This is a genomic window from Mesorhizobium sp. M0244, from assembly GCF_040321795.1.
Taxonomy (GTDB): Bacteria; Pseudomonadota; Alphaproteobacteria; order Rhizobiales; family Rhizobiaceae; genus Mesorhizobium.
Genome location: NZ_JAMYSE010000025.1, coordinates 24201 through 42322, shown reverse-complemented (window position 1 = coordinate 42322; position 18122 = coordinate 24201). Strand labels below are relative to the sequence as shown.

The following is an 18122-nucleotide window of genomic DNA, read 5'->3' as shown; positions in this document are numbered from 1 at the left end:
GTCTTCCCCCTCGCCCGTCGCGTCAGCGCGCGCCTCCCTGCAGCATAACTGCTTTGCATGACGGCATCCCGGCAAAGCGCGAATCAGCGCGTCTCGTGCGGATTATGTACCTTCATGACCTCGGGAATAAGTCCTACTCCTGGAACCCGCGACCTTTCGCGTCACAGACGCCCTTGAGGGTGATGCCAACCCGCGAATTCATTTGGCATGCATGGAGTTTGAAAAAACGGTGCTATGAAGATGTCTGGTTTTCCAGACATTCGAGGTCGTTTTCGTGCGCGAGCCATCGCTGCTGCCTGTTTTCGGAAAGCTTCGGGTCAAGGCGCCGCCGGTCGCGATTGCGGCGCCGACTATGTCGACGATCATCAAGAGCTTGGTGAGCCGCACTCGGGAGGTGCTCTCGGCGCACGGTAGCCTGGCCCTGAAGCTGTCCGTCGTTTTGTGGACTGTGCTTGTCCTGGCGGCAGTATTCTTCATCGCCCAGGCCTGACCGATCGACTTTCATCGATCGGGCGGAAACTAAAGGACGCCAAGATGGCAAATCGCTACGCACTGCGCATGGAGCATCCTCACAGCTGGACCGTCTTCGATGTCTTCACCGGCCAGCCGGTCGAGCTCAAGCATCAGCTCATGGTCGGCATGAACACGCGCGATGCGGACGCGATGGTCGATCGGCTGAACAGTCGCGACGTCAAGCGGCGAGCCAAGGCGGACCGCAAGTCCTGAGCAACCGTCGTGTGAGCGATCGCGAAGGATCTAGCGAAAATCGGCTGCAGTCAGCACGTACATGCTCCTGCGGGTACGGGCATAGGCATTCTTGGCGACGTCATGAATTGAGCTGGAAGCCATGTCGAAGGCCGCCAGATAGGTAGCTTCGGAGGCCGCCGTTCCCGGCTGCATCTTGGAGATGGCATCGGTTGCGACAGAGAAGGAAATCTGGAACATGCCGTCATGGCCGACGAAGCGAATGCGTTTGCTTGCCTCGTCGTAGCTGCGGCTGGGATTGGGAAATGTCAGGCTCATGATTTGGCCTCCGTCGATGCAGATATGGCCTGCTTGACTGTCCGCGACGCCCGCTTCTTCTTTGGTGCGACCGGATTCAGAGCTTCCGCCGCGCGGTCCGCCTCTTCCTTGGCCAGTCGCAATTCCCTCAGTCTTGCCGTTTTGATGCTCCTGGCCTTGGCCTCCGAGAGATATTCGGCAGTTGCTTTGTTCCGCTCCGCCGTTTTCTTTTGATTTTCCATGAAGCGAGCCTGAGCTTTTTCCATGATGTTCTGATTGCCTTCGGCCATCGGTAAAATCTCCCTTGCAGCGAAAGTCGTGAATGTGAATTCACCATAAAATAGGTGTTCAAAGACAGAAATTCAATTTCATTAATATTCGGCAAGGCCCGAACACCGGGGGATGGCCAGGCAAAATAATACATTCAATATTTTACATCCCCTATGAATATTTTTTGGCACTCCTATCAATCGAGTGCCAAGGCGCCTATAGAGAGGGGCGGCCGCCTAAGCCGGCCCCAGAAAGAGTCCCCATGAAATTCCGGCCACTCCACGATCGCGTCGTCATTCGGCGCGCCGAAAGCGACACCAAATCCAAGGGCGGCATCATCATCCCCGACAATGCCAAGGAAAAACCGCAGGAAGGCGAAGTGATCGCCGTCGGGCCGGGCGCGCGGGACGAAAGCGGCGCGCTGATGGCGCTCGACGTCAAGGCCGGCGACCTCATCCTGTTCGGCAAATGGTCCGGCACCGAGGTCAAGATAGACGGCGAGGACCTTCTGATCATGAAGGAGGCCGACATCATGGGCATCATCGAGAAGAGCGAGATGGGCATCATCGACAAAACCGTGGCTGCCAAGAAGGCCGCCTGACTGGAATGCCGCGCGCCCTCTCGGGCGCGCAAAGGACGCTCCAAGCTTTGATTGAGGCGCGCTGCAAGCGTCTTGCCACGACCAACCGAACTGGAAAAAATCATGTCTGCCAAGGAAATCAAATTCTCCACCGACGCGCGTGACCGCATGCTGCGCGGCGTCGAAATCCTCAACAACGCCGTCAAGGTGACGCTCGGCCCCAAGGGCCGCAACGTCATCATCGACAAGGCCTATGGCGCGCCGCGCATCACCAAGGACGGGGTGACGGTGGCCAAGGAAATCGAACTTTCCGACAAATTCGAGAACATGGGCGCGCAGATGGTGCGCGAAGTGGCCTCGAAGACCAACGACCTTGCCGGCGACGGCACCACCACCGCCACGGTGCTTGCCGCTTCCATCCTGCGCGAAGGCGCCAAATTCGTTGCCGCCGGCATGAACCCGATGGACCTCAAGCGCGGCATCGACCTTGCCGTGACCGCCGTCGTCAAGGAAATCCAGGCGCGCGCCAAGAAGGTCAAGTCCTCAGGTGAAATCGCGCAGGTCGGCACCATTGCCGCCAATGGCGACACCAGCGTCGGCGCCATGATCGCCAAGGCGATGGACAAGGTCGGCAATGACGGCGTCATCACCGTCGAGGAAGCCAAGACCGCCGAAACCGAACTCGACGTCGTCGAAGGCATGCAATTCGACCGCGGCTATCTCTCGCCCTATTTCGTCACCAATGCCGAAAAGATGCGCGCCGAGCTGGAAGACCCCTACGTCCTCATCCACGAAAAGAAGCTCGGCAATCTGCAGGCGCTGCTGCCCATCCTCGAAGCCGTGGTGCAAAGCGGCAGGCCGCTGTTGATCATCTCCGAGGACGTCGAGGGCGAAGCGCTGGCGACGCTGGTCGTCAACAAGCTGCGCGGCGGCCTCAAGGTCGCGGCCGTCAAGGCGCCTGGCTTCGGTGACCGCCGCAAGGCGATGCTGGAAGACATCGCCGTGCTCACCGCTGGACAGATGATTTCCGAGGATCTCGGCATCAAGCTGGAGAACATCACCATAGACATGCTCGGCCGCGCCAAGCGCGTGCTGATCGAGAAGGACACCACCACGATCATCGACGGCGCCGGCGAGAAGACCACCATCCAGGCGCGCGTCCAGCAGATCAAGGGGCAGATCGAGGAAACCACTTCCGACTATGACAAGGAGAAGCTGCAGGAACGTCTCGCCAAGCTGGCGGGCGGCGTTGCCGTCATCCGCGTAGGCGGCGCCACCGAATCCGAGGTTAAGGAAAAGAAGGACCGCATCGACGATGCGCTGAACGCCACGCGCGCGGCCGTCGAAGAAGGCATCGTTCCGGGCGGCGGCGTCGCGTTGCTGCGCGCCAAGGCTGTGCTGAACGGGCTGACCGGAGCCAATGCCGATGTGACGGCGGGCATTTCGATCGTGTCGAGAGCGCTCGAAGCGCCGATCCGGCAGATCGCCGAGAATTCCGGCGTCGAAGGTTCGATCGTCGTCGGCAAGCTCGCCGACAGCAAGGACCACAATCAGGGCTTTGATGCCCAGAACGAGGTCTATGTCGACATGATCAAGGCCGGCATCGTCGACCCGGCGAAGGTGGTGCGGACGGCGCTGCAGGACGCGGGCTCCATTGCGGCGCTCCTGATCACTGCGGAAGCCATGATCACCGACATTCCGGCCAAGGAAGCCGCTGCTTCGACCGGCGGCATGGGCTATTGACCAGCCGCTGCCGGAAACAGGCCTGAAAGACAGCCGCCGGGGTATCTTCCCCGGCGCGCACCATCGGCAAGGAGATCGATCCATGATCGCATTCGTCCCGAAGCCAAATGCAGCGGCGAAGACCAAAGTGGCCGAGGAAAGCCGCTTCGATCGCATTCGCAGGCTTGCCGACAAGCACAGGAAAGCCGACGCCGGCACGATAGGCCGCGACCCGAAAAAGATCGCGGACAAGCGTCCCATGTGACGACTGCCATTCCCCGGCACCCCCGCGCAAGCGCGGCACCAGGCCCTTATCGCGTCTCGCCGCTGATCAGCGCGGCATGGTCCTTGATGACGGTAGCAACGAAGCGGATGACGGCGCGCACCGGCGCCTCCGCCCCGATTTCCCGGCGATAGACGAGCGACACCGGATGACTGCCGAGAATGTCGGGGGCGAGGCGCACCATCCGCGGTTCGGCTTCGGCCAACATGCAGGGCATTACTGCCAGACCGGCGCCGCTCAGGGCCGCCGCCAGCATTTCCGTCATTTCGGCAACACGAAAGACAATTGTCGCGCCGGCGCCGTGCGCCTCCACCCACTTGGCGCCGGGGACGCCGGCAAGGCTTGCGTGAAATCCAATGATCTCGTGTCCGGCCAGCTGGCGAGGATCGATGGGCATTGGGTGACGGTCGAGGTAGCGCTGGGACGCATAAATTGACCAGCCCGCAACGCAAAGCTTCTGCGCGATCAAATCGTCGTCGGCAACGGTGCCGATCCTGACCGCAAGGTCGGCCTCACCGTGCTGCAAGTCCACCGGCCTGCTGCCGCTCGTCAGTTCCAGGTTGATGTCTGGATGGGCCTTATGGAACGCCGCCATACGCTCGGCAAAAAGAGGGCTGAGACCCGACGGCAGTGCGAGCCGAACGCTATTCTTGCCCGAACGCACAAGGACCGTCAGTGCTTGCATGGTACGTTCAAGGTCATCGCCGAGCGGCAGCAATGTCTGGCCAAGCGGCGTGACCTCAATGCCATGCCGCCTTCGCACGACAAGCGACACCCCGAGCGCCTCTTCAAGAGCAGCCAGGCGCCGGCTGATCGTCGTGTGACGCACGCCCAATGCACGCGCTGCTCCCGACAACGTTCCCGCGCGGGCGGCAGCGAGAAAGTAGCGCAAATCGTTCCAGTCCGGTTCGCCTGTCTTGATCACGAACCTATTCTAGATCAATTCCCCGCCGCACGCCTGTGCAGTTTTGCACAAGCGTGCTCGGAAATTGCAAATCGCCTGAACGTGTCGTCCGCGCGAGAATAGGCCTGATCCAATTCAGGGAAGCGATCGATGGACATCGAAGGTTTGCGAACGATGGTGGCGCGGCACGCGACGTCGGCCAATGCGCTTGTGGCGCTCGGGTTGGCGATGGAGGCGCGTATTTCCCGCACGCCACTCGATGGCAGTGCCGCCCAGCGCACAGAAGCCGTGCTCGGCGAACTCGGCGCCTCCGACGTCGTGGCAAGTGCGAGCGTCATCGAACTTGCGCCGGTGCTGGCCAGCATCCGGGTCGACCTGCTGTCCGGCGGCAAGCTGCTGTCGGAATCCTCCGAAAGCGCCGAGGCTCTGGAAGCTGGTTTACGGCAGGCCCTCGGCGACGTTTCATCTGGCTTCCCGGCGCTGATGAAGCGGCTGATCGCGCCACAACTTGCCGGTTTGCCGGAGAGGCTCGCCGCATCGGGCGCAGCCTTCCTGGATATTGGCGTCGGCGTCGGCGCGCTGTCGGTGTCGATGCTTCGGCAATGGCCCGGCCTGAAGGCGGTCGGTGTCGATCCCCTGCCTGAAGCCATCGCGCAGGCCGCCGCCAACGTCAGGGCGGCCGGGCTCGAACATCGCATCGAACTGCGCACCGGCCTGGGGCAGGATATCGCGGACAAGAACGCGTTCGACCTGGTCTTCGTGCCAAGCGCCTTCATCCCCGAGCCAGATGTCAGGGTCATCGTCAAGCGCAGCCATGCCGCGTTGCGGCCCGGCGGGTGGCTGCTGCTGGCAATGGTCAATCCCGGACCGGATGCACTGGGAGAGGCCCTCGCCCGCTTTCGCACCACAATGTGGGGTGGGACGGTGTTCGAACAAGGCGCGGCCCAGGATCTGGTCGACCAGTGCGGCTATGCCGATAGCCGGTTGCTGCCCGGCCCGACCGGGGCGCCTGTCGCCTTCGTCGCCGGGCGCAAGCCGGGCTAACGGTTTCCAGGGAGGCGGACGATGAAACTGCTGATCTTCGGCGCCTCGGGTGCGACCGGTCGTGTGCTTGTCTCGGCGGCCCTGGCGAAGGGCCATGCTGTGACCGCCTTCGTCCGCACGCCGGGCAAGCTTGCCATCAGCCACGAAAATCTGAAGGTGATCGTCGGAAATGTCGCCGATCGACAGGCGGTCGAACGTGCAGTTGCAGGGCATGATGCGGTTTTCAGCTGTCTCGGGGTCGGCGTGCCGCTGAAACGCGACCCGGCCGTGGTCGCCGGCATCGGCTTCATCGTCGCGGCCATGCCGCAGGCCGGCCCTGAACGGCTCATCTATCTTTCATTCCTTGGGGTTCGCGACAGCCGGCGGCAACTGGGGCCGCTACTTGGCGGCGTCATCGTACCGTTGGTTCTGCGCCATGAGGTGGCGGACCATGAGGCGAAGGAAAGGCTCATCGTCCAATCCAGTCTCGACTGGACCATCGTGCGGCCACCCAAGCTGAGCAATGGAGCGGCAACCGGTGAATTCCGCCACGGCAATAGCATCCGGTCGGCGTCGCTGCTGCCGACGCTGGCGCGTGCCGACGTCGCGGCCTTCATGCTCGGCCAGCTCAACGACACCACCTACTCGCGCAGGGCAGTCAGCATCCTTCGCTGACGCTCACAACACCGGTGCTGCCCGCCCTGCTCGGTGCGCCGCGCTATGAATTCATCGAGGATGCCGGCGGTGGCGGCGGCCCAAGCCAGCGCAATGACGTAGACGTGCTTATCCTGCGGCCGCGCGTGCCCGCCGCCGACCCTGGGCCTTTTCATCAGCTGCCAGATGGTAAGGCCGGATAAGCACCTCTGCCGGAATGTGCCAATTCTTGTTGATCAGGTGCACCATGTCCATTGTCAACAAGCGCTTCCGGTTCAGGATTTCCGAGGCTCTGGAAGCGGAGCCAACAACCTCGGCAGGGCCGCCTGTTTGAGACCCGCCATTTCCATATGATCGCGAATGGCCGCGACAGGGTCCGGCGCCTCGATCGGATAGTGCCTGGCCTCGTAGGCCTCGATGAGATCGGTCAGCACGTCAAAACGATCGCCGTCGGGCGAGCCGACCTCGGGCTCGCTCTCGAAGTATCTGGTGATCTCGGCGATGGCCCAGTCGTAGTCATCTTCGGTTCTAAGAGGACGAATATTTTCCATCACACTGTCTCCGCATCGATCCTGTCGTATTCGGCATGGGTGCCGACGAATTTGATCAGCACCCGCTTGTAGGTATAGCTGACGTGAACGATGACCCGGTATTTGTTGCCGGCGATGTCGAAAATCGCGCGATTGTCGCTGACGAAGTCCACGTTCGCACCAAACTGGGTCTTGACGTCGGCGGGTGTCTTCCACTCGACCTTGGCGACCACCTGATACCAAGCCGTCAGCGACCCTTCAACTGCGGGTGCCTGGACCAGAAGTCGACAAGGGTCTTCTTGCTGACGATCTGCACGGCCGTACACAGCAAATTCCCAAAATGGGAACAAGAGGCAATTTCCCAAAAAGGGAAGCTCTATGCCGCTATCAACTTGAGCGCCTTGAGGACGCAACGTCGGACGAAGGATCGCCGAGCAACGCTCGGCACCACGCCCCGCCCCTCCATCCGGATTGTTCGGCCCGGTCGAGTTGCCTCACGACACCGGTGCTGCCCCGCCCTGCTCGGTACGGCGGGCGATGATTTCGTCGAGGATGCCTGACGTGGCGGTGGCGGAAGCCGGCGGCCGGAAGTCGGCCAGCAGCCGTTTCCAGATGCCGGTGGCACGCTCGGTCGCGGTCTTTGAGCCGGCCTGTGTCCAATTGCCGAAATTCGACCAGTCGGCCACCAGCGGCTCGTAGAAAGCGGTGCGGTAGCGCGCCATGGTGTGTCCGGCCGAGAAGAAATGACCGCCCGGCTGCACCTCCGCAATGGCGTCGAAGCCGATCGCATCCTCGTCGCCCGGGGTTGCCGCGCAGAGTTCCGCGACAGTCTGCAGCGCCTCGACATCGGTGATCAGCTTCTCGAAGGACACGCTCAACCCGCCTTCGAGCCAGCCCGCGGCATGGATGCACACCGTAGCGCCCGCAAGCACTGTGCCCCACAGCGCAAACTGCGTCTCGTGCGCTGCCTGCGCATCGGAAACGTTGGCGGCGCTGCCGCCGCCGGACCGCCATGGCAGGCCGATGAAGCGCGCAAGCTGGCCGGCGCCGAGCGTCGCCTTGACGTGCTCGGGCGTGCCGAAGGCCGGCGCCCCGGATTTCATGTCGACATTGGATGAGAACGAGCCGTAGACGACCGGCGCACCCGGCCGCACGATCTGCGCCAGCGCCAGCCCGGCCAGTGCCTCGGCATGCTGCAGCGTCAGCGCGCCGGCGACGGTGATCGGCGCCATGGCGCCGGCCAGGCAAAACGGCGTGATGATCAGCACCTGGCCGGCCCTGGCAAAGTCGATGATGCCTTGCGCCATCGGAATGTCGAGCTGGCGCGGCGAATTGGTGTTGATGACGGTGTAGCAATAAGCGCCCGAACGGAACTCATCCTCGGACAGGCCGCGCGCCAGCCGCAGCATCTCGAAGCCGTCCTCGACCTGCGGCGTGCCGCGCGCGAAGATGAACGGGAACTTGTCGGACAGCGTCAGCTGCGCGCGATTGACCGCATAGTGGCGGAAGCGATTGTCGATGTCCTGCGGTTCGATACACGGCCCTAGCATGTGCAGCACGTCGAAATGCTGCACCAGCCGGATGAGATCCTCGAACGCGGCAAGCGTTCCCGGCCGCCGGCCGCGTTCGAGATCGGTGACGTTGGGCGCACCCGAGCCAGCCAGGAAGGTGAGCGAGCCGAGCTCCAGCGTCAGGTCGCGGACACGGTCGCCGCCATGCGCCCGGATCGATTTCGGCGCCGAGGCGAGTGCCGCCGCGACGATGTCGCGGCCGATACGCACCATCTGGCTGTCCTCGTCGACCAAGGCGCCGGCGCGGGCAAGAATGGTGCGTGCCTCGGGCAGCAGCACCTTGATGCCGAGGTCTTCCAGCACGCGCAGTGCCGTGTCGTGGATCGCGGCGACCTGGTCGGCCGAAAAGACCGGCTGCGGCAGGAACGGGTTCTTCAGCGAGCGATAATCCGGCCGCCGGCTGCTCTCGCTGCCGGCCTCGCCGGCTCGTCCGCGCCGGCGTTCGCGCCTGATTTCACGTGCGGCGTCATCGACCATGGCCAATCCTCCTCATTGCCGCATCGCCTTGCCCAGGGGATCGTAGGGTGAAGCGGGGATGATCCGCGCCGGCCGCTCGGCGCCGACGATGTGCACCGACAAGGCCGTGCCTTCACGGGCAAAATCGCGCTCGACAAGCGCCAGCGCCAGGCTCTTGCCAACCGTGTAGCCATAGCCGCCGGAGGTGACGAAGCCAATGCGCCGGCCATTATGCCAGACCGGCTCGAAGCCGCTGGCGTCGGCATCGACGGCGTCGACTTCAAGTGTCACGAGGCATCGTTCTCGGCGGGCGCCATTGCGCTCCTTCAGCACCGCCTCGCGGCCGATGAAGTCGCCTTTGGCGACGGCGACGAAGCGATCGAGGCCGGTCTGGCCCGGCGTATAGCCTTGTGTGAATTCGCGCGACCAGATGCCAAAGCTCTTTTCCAGCCTGAGCGTATTCAGCGCGTAGAAGCCGATTTCGGCAAGGCCGAGATCCTCGCCGGCGGCAAGCAGCGTTTCGCGCAGGCCGGCATGCATGGCAAAGGGGCAATTGATCTCGAAGCCGAGCTCGCCGGCGATCGACAGCCGCGCCACCTGCGCCCGCACCATGCCGATGTCGAACTCGCCGCAAGCCATGAACGGCAGCGCGCTTGCCGAGACGTCCTGATGCGTCGTGCGCGCCACGATGGTCCTGGCATTCGGCCCGGTGACGAGGAACCCGGCCATCGCATCGGAGAGGTCGGTGACGAGAACACCGTCCGCCGTATGAGCCTCGAACCAGCGCATATGGAATTCGCGCAGATAGTAGGAGCCCATGAGCCAGAACTTGCCGTCGCCCCAGTTGAAGACGGTGAGATCGCCCTTCAGACGGCCGTCATCGCCCAGCATCGGCGCGAGCTTCGCCTGCCCGGGTTTCGGCAGTTTTGAGGCCAGCAGCCGGTCGAGCCAGGCTTCCGCGCCCGGACCGGATACGGCATAACGCGAAAAGGCCGAGGTATCGACGAGACCGGCAGCACGCCTGACCTGTAACGCCTCGTCGCCGACAATATCGAAGGCGTTGGAGCGTTTCAGCGTGGTGTTTTCGCGAAAGCCCATCGGTGCGAAATAGGCGGGGATTTCCAGCCCCCAGGAAGATGTCCATTCGGCTCCCGCCGCCGTCATGCCGTCATAGGCGCCGGGGCGTTTCAGCGGCCTTCCGGCAGGAAGGCGCTCGTTGGGAAAGGTCATGACGAAGCGGCGCGCATAAAACTGGTGCGTCGTCTGCCTGAGATATTCGCGGTTTGCCGCAAACGCTCCATAGCGGGCGATGTCCATGCCGAAGATGTCGGCTTGCGGTTCGCCATGGATCATCCACTCGGCCAGCGATTTGCCGACGCCGCCACCCTGGCTGAAGCCGGCCATGACGCCGCAGGCGACCCAGTAGTTCTTGAGGCCGCGCACCGGGCCGACGATCGGGTTGCCGTCCGGGGTGAAGGTGAAGGCGCCATTGACCCATTTGCGAATGCCGGCCGTGGCCAGGCAGGGAAAGCGCTCATAGGCCTTGGAGAGTTCGGGGCTGATACGGTCGATGTTTTCCGGGATCAGCTCGATGCCGTAGTCCCACGGCGCGCCGTCCATGTTCCAGTGCTTCGGATCCTGTTCGTAGATGCCGAGCAGGACCCCATTGCGTTCTTGTCGCAGATAGGAAAAGCCTTCGAGGTCAACGACAATGCCGATCTCTCTGTCGAGCGCCGCGACCTCGGGGATGTCCTCGGTGACGAAGTAATGGTGCTCCATCGGCGTTACCGGCAGGTCGACGCCGGCCATGCGACCGAGCTGCTTTGCCCAGAGACCACCGGCATTGACGACATGCTCGGCAACGATCGTCCCCTGCTCGGTGAGGACGTCCCAGCTGCCGTCGGCACGCGGCTTCAGGTCGAGAACGCGGTTGCGCAGAATGACATCGGCGCCGCGTTTCTTCGCAGCACCGGCATAGGCATGCGTCGTTCCGTAAGGGTCGAGATGGCCTTCGTTGGAATCGTAGAGGCCGCCAAGGACACCGCTCACGTCGACGATCGGACAGATCGCCTTGATTTCTTCCGGCGTCACCAGCCGCGCCGTTTCGATGCCGACCGACTGGAACACCGCCCAGGCCGATTTCAGCCATTCCCAACGGGAAGGATCACTGGCGATGTTGACGCCGCCGGTCATGTGCAGGCCGACATCCTGGCCAGATTCAGCCTCTATCTCGCGATAGAGCTTGATGGTGTAGTCCTGCAGCGCCGCGACATTGGGATCGGCGTTGAGCGCATGGAAGCCGGCCGCTGCGTGCCAGGTCGAACCGGCGGTCAGTTCGGCACGTTCGATCAGTGCAATGTCGGTCCAGCCGAAGCGCGCCAGATGATAGAGCACCGACGCCCCAACCACGCCTCCCCCGATGACGACTGCGCGGCAATGCGACTTCACGGCCATCCCCTGAGCTTGTTGGAGACGGTCACCATATACGTACTGTACATGTGTGTCTAGAGTGTAGACATAGCTGTCCACACGCCTTGCACGGAGCTGACGCGCATGCCTATTGTGCGCCCATGATCATGATTGCTCCGCACGACGAGCCAGCGCCCGGCAACATCAAGGTGACGCGCTGGGACTGGATCAATCTTGCCCTCCAGACGCTCATTTCGGACGGCGTCGAAAGCGTGCGCGTTTTGCCGCTCGGCCAGAAGCTCGGCGTCTCGCGCTCGAGCTTCTACTGGTATTTCCAGAGCCGTCAGGACCTGCTCGACCAGCTGCTTGCCCATTGGCGGGACACCAATACCAAGGCGATCGTCGAACGTGCGGAGCGCCCGGCCGCTTCGATCATCATGGGCGTCATGAACGTGTTCGAATGCTGGGCTGACGAGCGCCTGTTCGATCCCAGGCTCGACTTTGCCATCCGCGAATGGGCGCGCCGTTCCGACGACGTGCGCCGCGCCATCGACCAGGCCGACAACGACCGCCTGAGCGCAATCCGCGACATGTACCGCCGGCATGGCTACGATGACGAGGACGCCTTCATCCGTGCCCGTGTACTCTACTACATGCAGATCGGCTATTACGTGCTCGACATCAAGGAGCCGGTCGAGGCAAGGGTCAGCCATCTCGCCGCCTATTTGCGCAGTTTCACCGGGCAGGAACCGAGCGAGGCCGACGTCGCGCATTTCATGCGCTTCATCGCCGCGCGGTGATGGCAGCTTGCGGGCGCGGTTCTCGCCTCAAACCTCCCGCGTAGCCCTTGTAGGCAGCACCAAAATGGACGAATAGTCTTGAACGGCGCGCCGCCCTGAAATTGCCGGCATGCGTTTCTCAGTTGGCGGCATCGCTGCAGCCGGATCCTGGAATGACCAGTCCTTTGGAACCACGCAAGAGAAGAGGTCCGATCGCCGCAAGGCTGCTGGCGGTGGATGCCTGGATCGATTCCTCGGTCTACGAGATCGGTTTCAAGGCGCGCCAGTTCTGGGAAGCGGCCACCATCTTCTCGCGGCGCTTCCGCGTCGGCGGCTGGCGCCGCGGCATGATCGAACTGTTGAGTGAAGGGTTCACGCTCGGCGCCGGCGGTATCGTCGTCCTTTTGGCGCTGGCCTTGCCGGCCTTCCAGATTACCGCCGGCGACTGGCGCACGCAGGGCGACTTCGCTGTCACCTTCCTTGACCGCTACGGCAACGAGATCGGCCAGCGCGGCATCATCCAACGCGATTCGGTGCCGGTCGACGAGATGCCCGACCACGTCATCAAGGCGGTGCTGGCCACCGAGGACCGGCGTTTCTTCGACCATTACGGCATCGACGTGCTTGGCCTGTCGCGCGCTATATTCGAGAACGTACGAGCCAATTCCGTCGTCCAGGGCGGCTCGAGTATCACCCAACAGCTGGCCAAGAACCTGTTCCTGACCAATGAGCGGACGTTCGAGCGCAAGATCAAGGAAGCCTTCCTGTCGCTGTGGCTGGAAGCCAATCTGTCGAAGAAGGAAATCCTGCAGCTTTACCTCGACCGCGCCTATATGGGCGGCGGCACCTTCGGCATCGAGGCGGCGGCCGATTTCTATTTCGGCAAGAGCGTCAAGGACCTGAACCTGGCCGAGGCGGCGATGCTGGCCGGCCTGTTCAAGGCGCCGACCAAATACGCGCCGCACATAAACCTGCCCGCTGCCCGGGCGCGGGCCAATGTGGTGCTGTCCAATCTGGTCGATTCCGGCTTCATGACCGAAGGCCAGGTGCTACAGGCAAGATTACACCCGGCCGAAATCGTTGATCGCGGCGAGCAGAAGAGCCCCGATTACTACCTCGACTGGGCCTTCGATGAGGTCAAGAAGATCGCCGCCAAAAGCGGCCAGCATTCGCTCGTCGCCCACACCACCTTCGACGGCAACATCCAGAAGGCGGCCGAAGAATCGATGGAGTTCCACCTCCGCCAGTTCGGCAAGGAATACAACGTCACCGAGGGCGCCATCGTCGTCATCGAGACCAATGGCGCGGTCAGGGCGATCGTCGGCGGCCGCGACTACGGCGCCAGCCAGTTCAACCGCGCCACCAAGGCGCTTCGCCAGACCGGCTCCTCGTTCAAGCCCTATGTCTATGCAACGGCGATGGAGCATGGCTTCACGCCGGATTCGGTGGTTTCCGGCGGGCCGATCTCCTGGGGCAGCTGGTCGCCCCACAATTACAATGGCGGGTCGGCCGGCAAAGTCACGTTGATCACGGCGATGGCCAAATCGATCAACACCGTGCCGGTGCGGCTGGCCAAGGATTATCTCGGCATCAAGCCGATCAAGGCGATTGCCGAGGCGATGGGCGTCGAATCGCCGCTGGAATCGCACAAGACCATGGTGCTCGGCACATCGGGCATGACCGTGATGGACCAGGCGACGGGCTACAGCGTGTTCGCCCAGAACGGCTTTGCCGGAACCCGGCATGGCGTCAGCCAACTCTTCACCCGTACCGGCGACATGGTCTACGACTTCGCCAAGGACGCGCCGCCGCCGCACCGGGTGCTGTCGGAGCAGGCGCTCAAATACATGAACACCATGCTGGCGGCGGTTCCGGTGATCGGCACGGCCCGGCGCGCGGCCCTTCCAAACATCGTTATCGCCGGCAAGACCGGCACGACCCAGTCCTATCGCGATGCCTGGTTTGTCGGCTTTACCGGCAACTACACGGCCGCCGTCTGGCTCGGCAATGACGACTTCACCGCGACCAACAAGATGACCGGCGGCACGCTGCCGGCAATGGTGTGGCAGCGGCTGATGCTCTATGCGCACCAGAATATCGACCTCAAACCGATCCCCGGTCTCGATCACCCCTTCGTCGATGCCGAAATCGCTGCCAAGGCCGAGGAAGCGGAAAAGAAGAACGCCGAACAGGCAGCAGCCGATGCCGCAGCCGAGCGTCCGCCGGTGCTGTCCAGCCGGACCACCCAGACCCTGAAGGAACTCACGAAGCTGTTCCAGACCGCACCCGTGCTCTCGCCCGCTGCACCGGAGACCCTGTCGGCGCTTTGAGCGGCCAATTCCGCGCGCCGCTTGCCACAAGCCCCTGCGCCGCGATATCCCCGAGCAGCAATTTTCTGTCCCCCGCCTTCGGTTCCCGGCTCCTCATGCTCAAGAACGCCTTCCTGACACTGCTTTCGCTTGCTATCGCCATCGTCGGCGGTGGCGGCAGCGTCTGGTACGCGCTGAAGCTGCAGGACGGCGCCGGCGCCATCAGGATCGGCCAATGGACCGCCTTTCCCGATATCGGCACGCCGACGGCGGATCCCTATTCGAAGGCCCGCGTGGCGCGCGAAGGCGTGCTGGCGCTCGGACAGGCGGAAGGACTGTCCTTCATCGCCGACCACGATTCCGGCGGCGAGCAGCTCAGGCGGCAATGTGCCTACAATATCGAGGGCGGCTTTCCCACCGCCCGGTTCTGGACCCTGTATGCCGCCGACCAGTCGCTCGGCGTAATCGAGACCGGCAAGCCGAGATTGGCTGCGCTGCAGTCCTACCAGGTGCTGCGCCAAGCCGACAATTCGGTGGTCATTTCCGTCGGCAACCGCCCGGCGCCCAGCAATTGGTTGCTGACCAGCGGCGCCGGCAAGATGTATTTCGTGCTCACGTTTTACGATACGCCGATCGCCAGCAGCACCGGTCTCTCGGACGTCGCGTTGCCGCAGATCAAGAAGGTCGGCTGCAATGCGTAGCCTGCTGCATGTCGTGCTGCTCGGCCTGCTTGGCGCCGGCATCGTGCACATCGTGGTGCTGCTGCTCGTCCCGGAGTTTTCCGAACGCGACGCGTGGTCGCGCCTGGCCATGGCCTCGGATCTCTACAAGATGACCAGGCTCGACGCGGAAGCCGGCGGCGCGCCGGTGGTGAAATCAGTCGATCCGCTGTTTTATGCGGCGGCTTGCCGCTTCGACCTTGCCGAGGGGATGGTGCGAGTCAAGGCGCCGGGAAAGGTACCGTTCTGGTCGATATCGGTCTATGATCGGAGCGGCCACAACATCTACTCGTTCAACGACCACAGCGCGACCGCAGGCGTGCTGGACACCGTCGTGCTGACGCCGGCACAGATGATCGAGGTCCGCAAGGATCTTCCCGAAGAGCTGCAAGGGGCCATCTTCGTCGAGGCGCCGATTGAGGAAGGCATGTTCGTCATCCGCTCGTTCGTGCCCGACGACAGCTGGAAGCCGATCGTCTCGCGGTTTCTCGAACAGAGTTCCTGCGAACTGCAGGATTTTTAGACCTGTTCTGAAAGTCGATGGTGGAACATCCCGTTCCGATAGTCTTGATTGTCGTTGCGATCAGGTGCAAGGAGCCAGTCGTCAGAGGGAGGAGCATCGATATGTCACGGACCATTATATCCGGCGATGACCTGCCCAAGGCCCCACCCGTTTTCAGTCACGCGGTAAAGTGTGCAGGATTGGTATTTGTCTCAGGGACAGCCGCCTACGATGCGACAGGCATGATTGTGGGCGAGACGATACAAGAGCAGACAGCGCAAGCCCTGCGTAACATCACAGCAATTCTGAAAGCCGCCGGAACGACGCTCGACAAGGCCGTCAGTGCCACCGTCATTCTCGCCGACGAGGATGACTTTCCGGGCATGAACGAAGAATGGGTGAAGTGGTTTCCGACCGATCCGCCGGCACGGCAAGGAGCCAAGCTCCCTGTCCGCATGCCCAGGCTGAAGGTCTCGATCGCAATGATCGCCGAAGCCTGATGCATGGCGCCCGAAAGTGCGCAGCGGTTTTGGGATAACGACATGCAAAAGCAACAACTTAAATCGCGTGGCGAGAGGCCGTTCAAGGGCGACGCACTTTAGCGACCTTCGACCGGGACTCAGTGATGCGGTACCGGCAAAGTCCCCGAAGGCCCCGGCTTGTCAGGACCGGTCGGCCGCGTCTCGCCGGTCAGCGGCCGCTGCTCGTAGCGGACGCCGGGAAAAATGATCACCGCCGCCGCTGTTCCGGTGGCTTGCTGTGCTCGATTGGTTGCCGCCGTTCGCGGCACGAAAGACAGTACCATGCCCATGGTTCGCGTATTCCTCTCGGTTGCCCCGGAGCACAACGCAACGCCTCCATAGTCGATTAAGGCGGTAGTAGGTTAACGGAGCGCTAACGGATCGCCGCTAAATTGATCTTTGTTCTTGGGAAACGCGAAACCGGTACAGCCCGGCAGAGCGCAGTCCAGATCGTGTCGAGTGTCGGGCGTATCCTTCGTGTCAGCTTCGGATTTCAGGCAAATCGCAGCAGGAGCTGAACCGGGAAAGGCCGAAAGGCTGTTCCGCGCCGCGGTATCGGCGTTCTGTTCGCTCACCCGCCCTTCGCGCCGGGAGATCGCGCAACTCGAAGACCTGACGCTGCCGCTTTTCGACAACGTTTCGGTCGAATCGCGCCGCTACGTCGCGGCAGCCCTTTCCGAATGCGAATATGCGCCCGCCGCGCTGGTGCGGCGGCTTTGCCAGGAGCGGGTCGACATCGCCGCCCCGCTGCTCATCCGCTCGCGCGCCCTCAGCGACGTCGACCTCATTGCGCTGATCGGCCGCCACGGCCTGCCGCATGCCCGTGCCATTGCCCGCCGCAAGGATCTCAATCAAACGATCGCCGATCTGATCAGGGTGCTTGAAAGGCCGACGCTGGTGCGGTCGCAGCAGCCCGAAGCAACTGCCAACGCCGTGCCCGAAAACGCCGAAATGGTTGCGATCGATGCCAACAGGCAAGAGGCGGCCGATGCCGCCGCCGAAACTGTACGCCGCCGGTTGCGATCCATGATGCGCGCCGAGAGCGGCACCACCATCGGTCCGTTCGTCGACACGCAAACCTACGTCAAGCTGCGCGAGACCGCGCTGACCGGCAATGCGGCATTTTTCCAGACAGCGCTCGCCGATGCGCTCGAAGTCGATTTTTCGACGGCGCGGACGCTTACCGCGAGCCACAATTACACACCGCTGCTGGCCGCCTTGCGCGCGCTCGACCTTAGCGAAGACAAGGCGTTCCTGATCACAGCCGCCATCTATCCGACCGAGTTTCCGCACCCGCAAGCGATCCGCATCTTCCTCGACCGCTACCGCCTGCTGCACCGCGACGCGGCGTTGGACAGGCTCCGCGGCTGGAAGGCCGACACCGTGTCGAAAGTCGTTCGCAAGCCCGGCCGCGTCGCCGCAAACGCCGACCTGCGCAAGCCGAACAGCGCCGATGCTGCCGCCAGCTCGAGGGCGCGTCGCGTCTGAAGGCTTGCCGTTACGGCGTCTTGACCGAGATAAGCTCCTCAACGGGAATGGCGCCCGCCTCGATCTCGACCACCCAGATATCCGGATCGAATTTCTTCTCGCGCTCCAGCCGCGCGTCGAAGATGGCAGCATTGTCGCCCTCGCCGAGAAGGCTGAAGAAACGGTCGTCCGGCCTGGCCGAATCGTAGCTCGTCTGCGGCGCCGGCCCGAACAGCGCCATCTCCCCCCGCCTGCCCCGCGCCAGCACGAAAACCGCGCCGGCTTCCGTCGCGCCGCGCTTAACCACGGCGGCAAAACCGCCAGCGCTGAAAACCCGGCGCAACAGCGCCGATACCCACAGATCGGTGGTTACCCGCATGGAGAAGTCCTGGACATGCGGCGGTCCTTACAGCATTGGCCG

20 protein-coding genes and 2 pseudogenes are annotated in these 18122 nt (G+C 63.0%); 13 read left to right on the top strand and 9 right to left on the bottom strand.

Features of this window, described 5'->3' with window-relative positions:
- Positions 1 to 274 precede the first annotated feature (274 nt).
- Both NKJ08_RS17250 and NKJ08_RS17245 read left to right on the top strand, forming a co-directional pair.
- Positions 275 to 490 (top strand): hypothetical protein, encoded by a 216-nt coding sequence (locus tag NKJ08_RS17250; protein ID WP_352782393.1) that lies wholly within the window; start codon positions 275 to 277, stop codon positions 488 to 490.
- Between the two features lie 44 nt (positions 491 to 534).
- Positions 535 to 726, top strand: a complete 192-nt coding sequence (locus tag NKJ08_RS17245) for a hypothetical protein (protein ID WP_352530525.1) — start codon at positions 535 to 537, stop codon at positions 724 to 726.
- Between the two features lie 30 nt (positions 727 to 756).
- Here NKJ08_RS17245 and NKJ08_RS17240 read toward each other — a convergent pair whose 3' ends face one another.
- Together NKJ08_RS17240 and NKJ08_RS17235 are read right to left on the bottom strand one after the other, a co-directional pair.
- The gene (locus tag NKJ08_RS17240) at positions 757 to 1023 is read right to left on the bottom strand and encodes a DUF1488 family protein (protein WP_352776831.1); all 267 of its coding nucleotides are present in this window, start codon (positions 1021 to 1023) and stop codon (positions 757 to 759) included.
- On the bottom strand, positions 1020 to 1292 hold the full coding sequence (locus NKJ08_RS17235; protein WP_352776832.1) for a hypothetical protein: 273 nt from the start codon (positions 1290 to 1292) through the stop codon (positions 1020 to 1022). The genes NKJ08_RS17240 and NKJ08_RS17235 overlap by 4 nt, the downstream gene beginning before the upstream one ends.
- Before the next feature lie 242 nt (positions 1293 to 1534).
- On the opposite strand from NKJ08_RS17235, the gene NKJ08_RS17230 reads away from it, so the two are divergent.
- From NKJ08_RS17230 to NKJ08_RS17220, 3 genes are all read left to right on the top strand, one after another.
- The gene (locus NKJ08_RS17230) at positions 1535 to 1873 is read left to right on the top strand and encodes a co-chaperone GroES (RefSeq protein WP_352588754.1); all 339 of its coding nucleotides are present in this window, start codon (positions 1535 to 1537) and stop codon (positions 1871 to 1873) included.
- Between the two features lie 102 nt (positions 1874 to 1975).
- Entirely contained in the window at positions 1976 to 3595 is a 1620-nt protein-coding gene (gene groL, locus NKJ08_RS17225; RefSeq protein ID WP_352776833.1) for a chaperonin GroEL, read from the top strand.
- A gap of 82 nt (positions 3596 to 3677) precedes the next feature.
- Complete coding sequence (locus NKJ08_RS17220; protein ID WP_352525670.1) at positions 3678 to 3839, top strand: hypothetical protein; 162 nt, start codon at positions 3678 to 3680, stop codon at positions 3837 to 3839.
- 46 nt (positions 3840 to 3885) lie between these two features.
- On the opposite strand, the gene NKJ08_RS17215 is transcribed toward NKJ08_RS17220, so the two are convergent.
- Positions 3886 to 4782, bottom strand: coding sequence for a LysR family transcriptional regulator (locus tag NKJ08_RS17215; protein WP_352525668.1), 897 nt, complete (start codon positions 4780 to 4782; stop codon positions 3886 to 3888).
- Between the two features lie 129 nt (positions 4783 to 4911).
- Between NKJ08_RS17215 and NKJ08_RS17210 the strand changes: the two genes are divergently transcribed.
- Together NKJ08_RS17210 and NKJ08_RS17205 are read left to right on the top strand one after the other, a co-directional pair.
- Complete coding sequence (locus tag NKJ08_RS17210) at positions 4912 to 5805, top strand: class I SAM-dependent methyltransferase (protein ID WP_352525666.1); 894 nt, start codon at positions 4912 to 4914, stop codon at positions 5803 to 5805.
- A gap of 21 nt (positions 5806 to 5826) precedes the next feature.
- Positions 5827 to 6459 (top strand): NAD(P)-dependent oxidoreductase, encoded by a 633-nt coding sequence (locus tag NKJ08_RS17205; protein ID WP_352525665.1) that lies wholly within the window; start codon positions 5827 to 5829, stop codon positions 6457 to 6459.
- A 108-nt stretch (positions 6460 to 6567) separates the two neighbouring features.
- Here the strand turns inward: NKJ08_RS17205 and NKJ08_RS17200 are convergent.
- The 4 genes and pseudogenes from NKJ08_RS17200 to NKJ08_RS17185 form a co-directional block, all read right to left on the bottom strand.
- A pseudogene (locus NKJ08_RS17200) lies at positions 6568 to 6989 on the bottom strand (helix-turn-helix domain-containing protein).
- Positions 6989 to 7284 (bottom strand): annotated as a pseudogene (locus NKJ08_RS17195) (type II toxin-antitoxin system HigB family toxin). The pseudogenes NKJ08_RS17200 and NKJ08_RS17195 overlap by 1 nt, the downstream one beginning before the upstream one ends.
- A 178-nt stretch (positions 7285 to 7462) precedes the next feature.
- Entirely contained in the window at positions 7463 to 9016 is a 1554-nt protein-coding gene (locus tag NKJ08_RS17190) for a trimethylamine methyltransferase family protein (protein WP_352525664.1), read from the bottom strand.
- A 12-nt stretch (positions 9017 to 9028) separates the two neighbouring features.
- The gene (locus tag NKJ08_RS17185) at positions 9029 to 11443 is read right to left on the bottom strand and encodes a GcvT family protein (protein ID WP_352525692.1); all 2415 of its coding nucleotides are present in this window, start codon (positions 11441 to 11443) and stop codon (positions 9029 to 9031) included.
- Between the two features lie 122 nt (positions 11444 to 11565).
- On the opposite strand from NKJ08_RS17185, the gene NKJ08_RS17180 reads away from it, so the two are divergent.
- The 5 genes from NKJ08_RS17180 (at position 11566) to NKJ08_RS17160 (ending at position 16213) form a co-directional block, all read left to right on the top strand.
- Entirely contained in the window at positions 11566 to 12204 is a 639-nt protein-coding gene (locus NKJ08_RS17180; protein ID WP_352525663.1) for a TetR/AcrR family transcriptional regulator, read from the top strand.
- Positions 12205 to 12356: 152 nt separating this feature from the next.
- Complete coding sequence (locus NKJ08_RS17175; RefSeq protein ID WP_352525661.1) at positions 12357 to 14513, top strand: transglycosylase domain-containing protein; 2157 nt, start codon at positions 12357 to 12359, stop codon at positions 14511 to 14513.
- Positions 14514 to 14608: 95 nt separating this feature from the next.
- Positions 14609 to 15193: a DUF1214 domain-containing protein gene (locus NKJ08_RS17170; RefSeq protein ID WP_352525660.1), complete on the top strand. Its 585-nt coding sequence runs from the start codon at positions 14609 to 14611 to the stop codon at positions 15191 to 15193.
- Positions 15186 to 15734, top strand: a complete 549-nt coding sequence (locus tag NKJ08_RS17165; RefSeq protein WP_352776834.1) for a DUF1254 domain-containing protein — start codon at positions 15186 to 15188, stop codon at positions 15732 to 15734. The genes NKJ08_RS17170 and NKJ08_RS17165 overlap by 8 nt, the downstream gene beginning before the upstream one ends.
- Before the next feature lie 17 nt (positions 15735 to 15751).
- Positions 15752 to 16213 carry a RidA family protein gene (locus NKJ08_RS17160; RefSeq protein ID WP_352525657.1) on the top strand — a complete coding sequence of 154 codons (462 nt, stop codon included), beginning with the start codon at positions 15752 to 15754 and terminating at the stop codon, positions 16211 to 16213.
- 119 nt (positions 16214 to 16332) lie between these two features.
- Here the strand turns inward: NKJ08_RS17160 and NKJ08_RS17155 are convergent, their stop codons facing one another.
- A complete protein-coding gene (locus tag NKJ08_RS17155) occupies positions 16333 to 16524 on the bottom strand; it encodes a hypothetical protein (RefSeq protein WP_352525655.1) in 192 nt (63 codons plus the stop codon).
- 187 nt (positions 16525 to 16711) lie between these two features.
- Between NKJ08_RS17155 and NKJ08_RS17150 the strand changes: the two genes are divergently transcribed.
- Positions 16712 to 17722 (top strand): DUF2336 domain-containing protein, encoded by a 1011-nt coding sequence (locus tag NKJ08_RS17150; protein ID WP_352525654.1) that lies wholly within the window; start codon positions 16712 to 16714, stop codon positions 17720 to 17722.
- A gap of 10 nt (positions 17723 to 17732) precedes the next feature.
- On the opposite strand, the gene NKJ08_RS17145 is transcribed toward NKJ08_RS17150, so the two are convergent.
- Positions 17733 to 18080 (bottom strand): DUF1491 family protein, encoded by a 348-nt coding sequence (locus NKJ08_RS17145; RefSeq protein WP_352525652.1) that lies wholly within the window; start codon positions 18078 to 18080, stop codon positions 17733 to 17735.
- Positions 18081 to 18122 lie beyond the last annotated feature (42 nt).

Excerpts from the sequence above, each read along its gene's own strand:
- NKJ08_RS17145 (WP_352525652.1), bottom strand. The coding sequence starts at position 18,080 with ATGCGGGTAACCACCGATCTGTGGGTATCGGCGCTGTTGCGCCGGGTT.
- NKJ08_RS17235 (WP_352776832.1), bottom strand. The coding sequence starts at position 1,292 with ATGGCCGAAGGCAATCAGAACATCATGGAAAAAGCTCAGGCTCGCTTC.
- NKJ08_RS17155 (WP_352525655.1), bottom strand. The coding sequence starts at position 16,524 with ATGGGCATGGTACTGTCTTTCGTGCCGCGAACGGCGGCAACCAATCGA.
- NKJ08_RS17220 (WP_352525670.1), top strand. The coding sequence starts at position 3,678 with ATGATCGCATTCGTCCCGAAGCCAAATGCAGCGGCGAAGACCAAAGTG.
- NKJ08_RS17240 (WP_352776831.1), bottom strand. The coding sequence starts at position 1,023 with ATGAGCCTGACATTTCCCAATCCCAGCCGCAGCTACGACGAGGCAAGC.
- NKJ08_RS17205 (WP_352525665.1), top strand. The coding sequence starts at position 5,827 with ATGAAACTGCTGATCTTCGGCGCCTCGGGTGCGACCGGTCGTGTGCTT.
- NKJ08_RS17245 (WP_352530525.1), top strand. The coding sequence starts at position 535 with ATGGCAAATCGCTACGCACTGCGCATGGAGCATCCTCACAGCTGGACC.
- groL (WP_352776833.1), top strand. The coding sequence starts at position 1,976 with ATGTCTGCCAAGGAAATCAAATTCTCCACCGACGCGCGTGACCGCATG.
- NKJ08_RS17175 (WP_352525661.1), top strand. The coding sequence starts at position 12,357 with ATGACCAGTCCTTTGGAACCACGCAAGAGAAGAGGTCCGATCGCCGCA.
- NKJ08_RS17180 (WP_352525663.1), top strand. The coding sequence starts at position 11,566 with ATGATCATGATTGCTCCGCACGACGAGCCAGCGCCCGGCAACATCAAG.
- NKJ08_RS17190 (WP_352525664.1), bottom strand. The coding sequence starts at position 9,016 with ATGGTCGATGACGCCGCACGTGAAATCAGGCGCGAACGCCGGCGCGGA.
- NKJ08_RS17210 (WP_352525666.1), top strand. The coding sequence starts at position 4,912 with ATGGACATCGAAGGTTTGCGAACGATGGTGGCGCGGCACGCGACGTCG.
- NKJ08_RS17165 (WP_352776834.1), top strand. The coding sequence starts at position 15,186 with ATGCGTAGCCTGCTGCATGTCGTGCTGCTCGGCCTGCTTGGCGCCGGC.
- NKJ08_RS17160 (WP_352525657.1), top strand. The coding sequence starts at position 15,752 with ATGGTGGAACATCCCGTTCCGATAGTCTTGATTGTCGTTGCGATCAGG.
- NKJ08_RS17230 (WP_352588754.1), top strand. The coding sequence starts at position 1,535 with ATGAAATTCCGGCCACTCCACGATCGCGTCGTCATTCGGCGCGCCGAA.
- NKJ08_RS17170 (WP_352525660.1), top strand. The coding sequence starts at position 14,609 with ATGCTCAAGAACGCCTTCCTGACACTGCTTTCGCTTGCTATCGCCATC.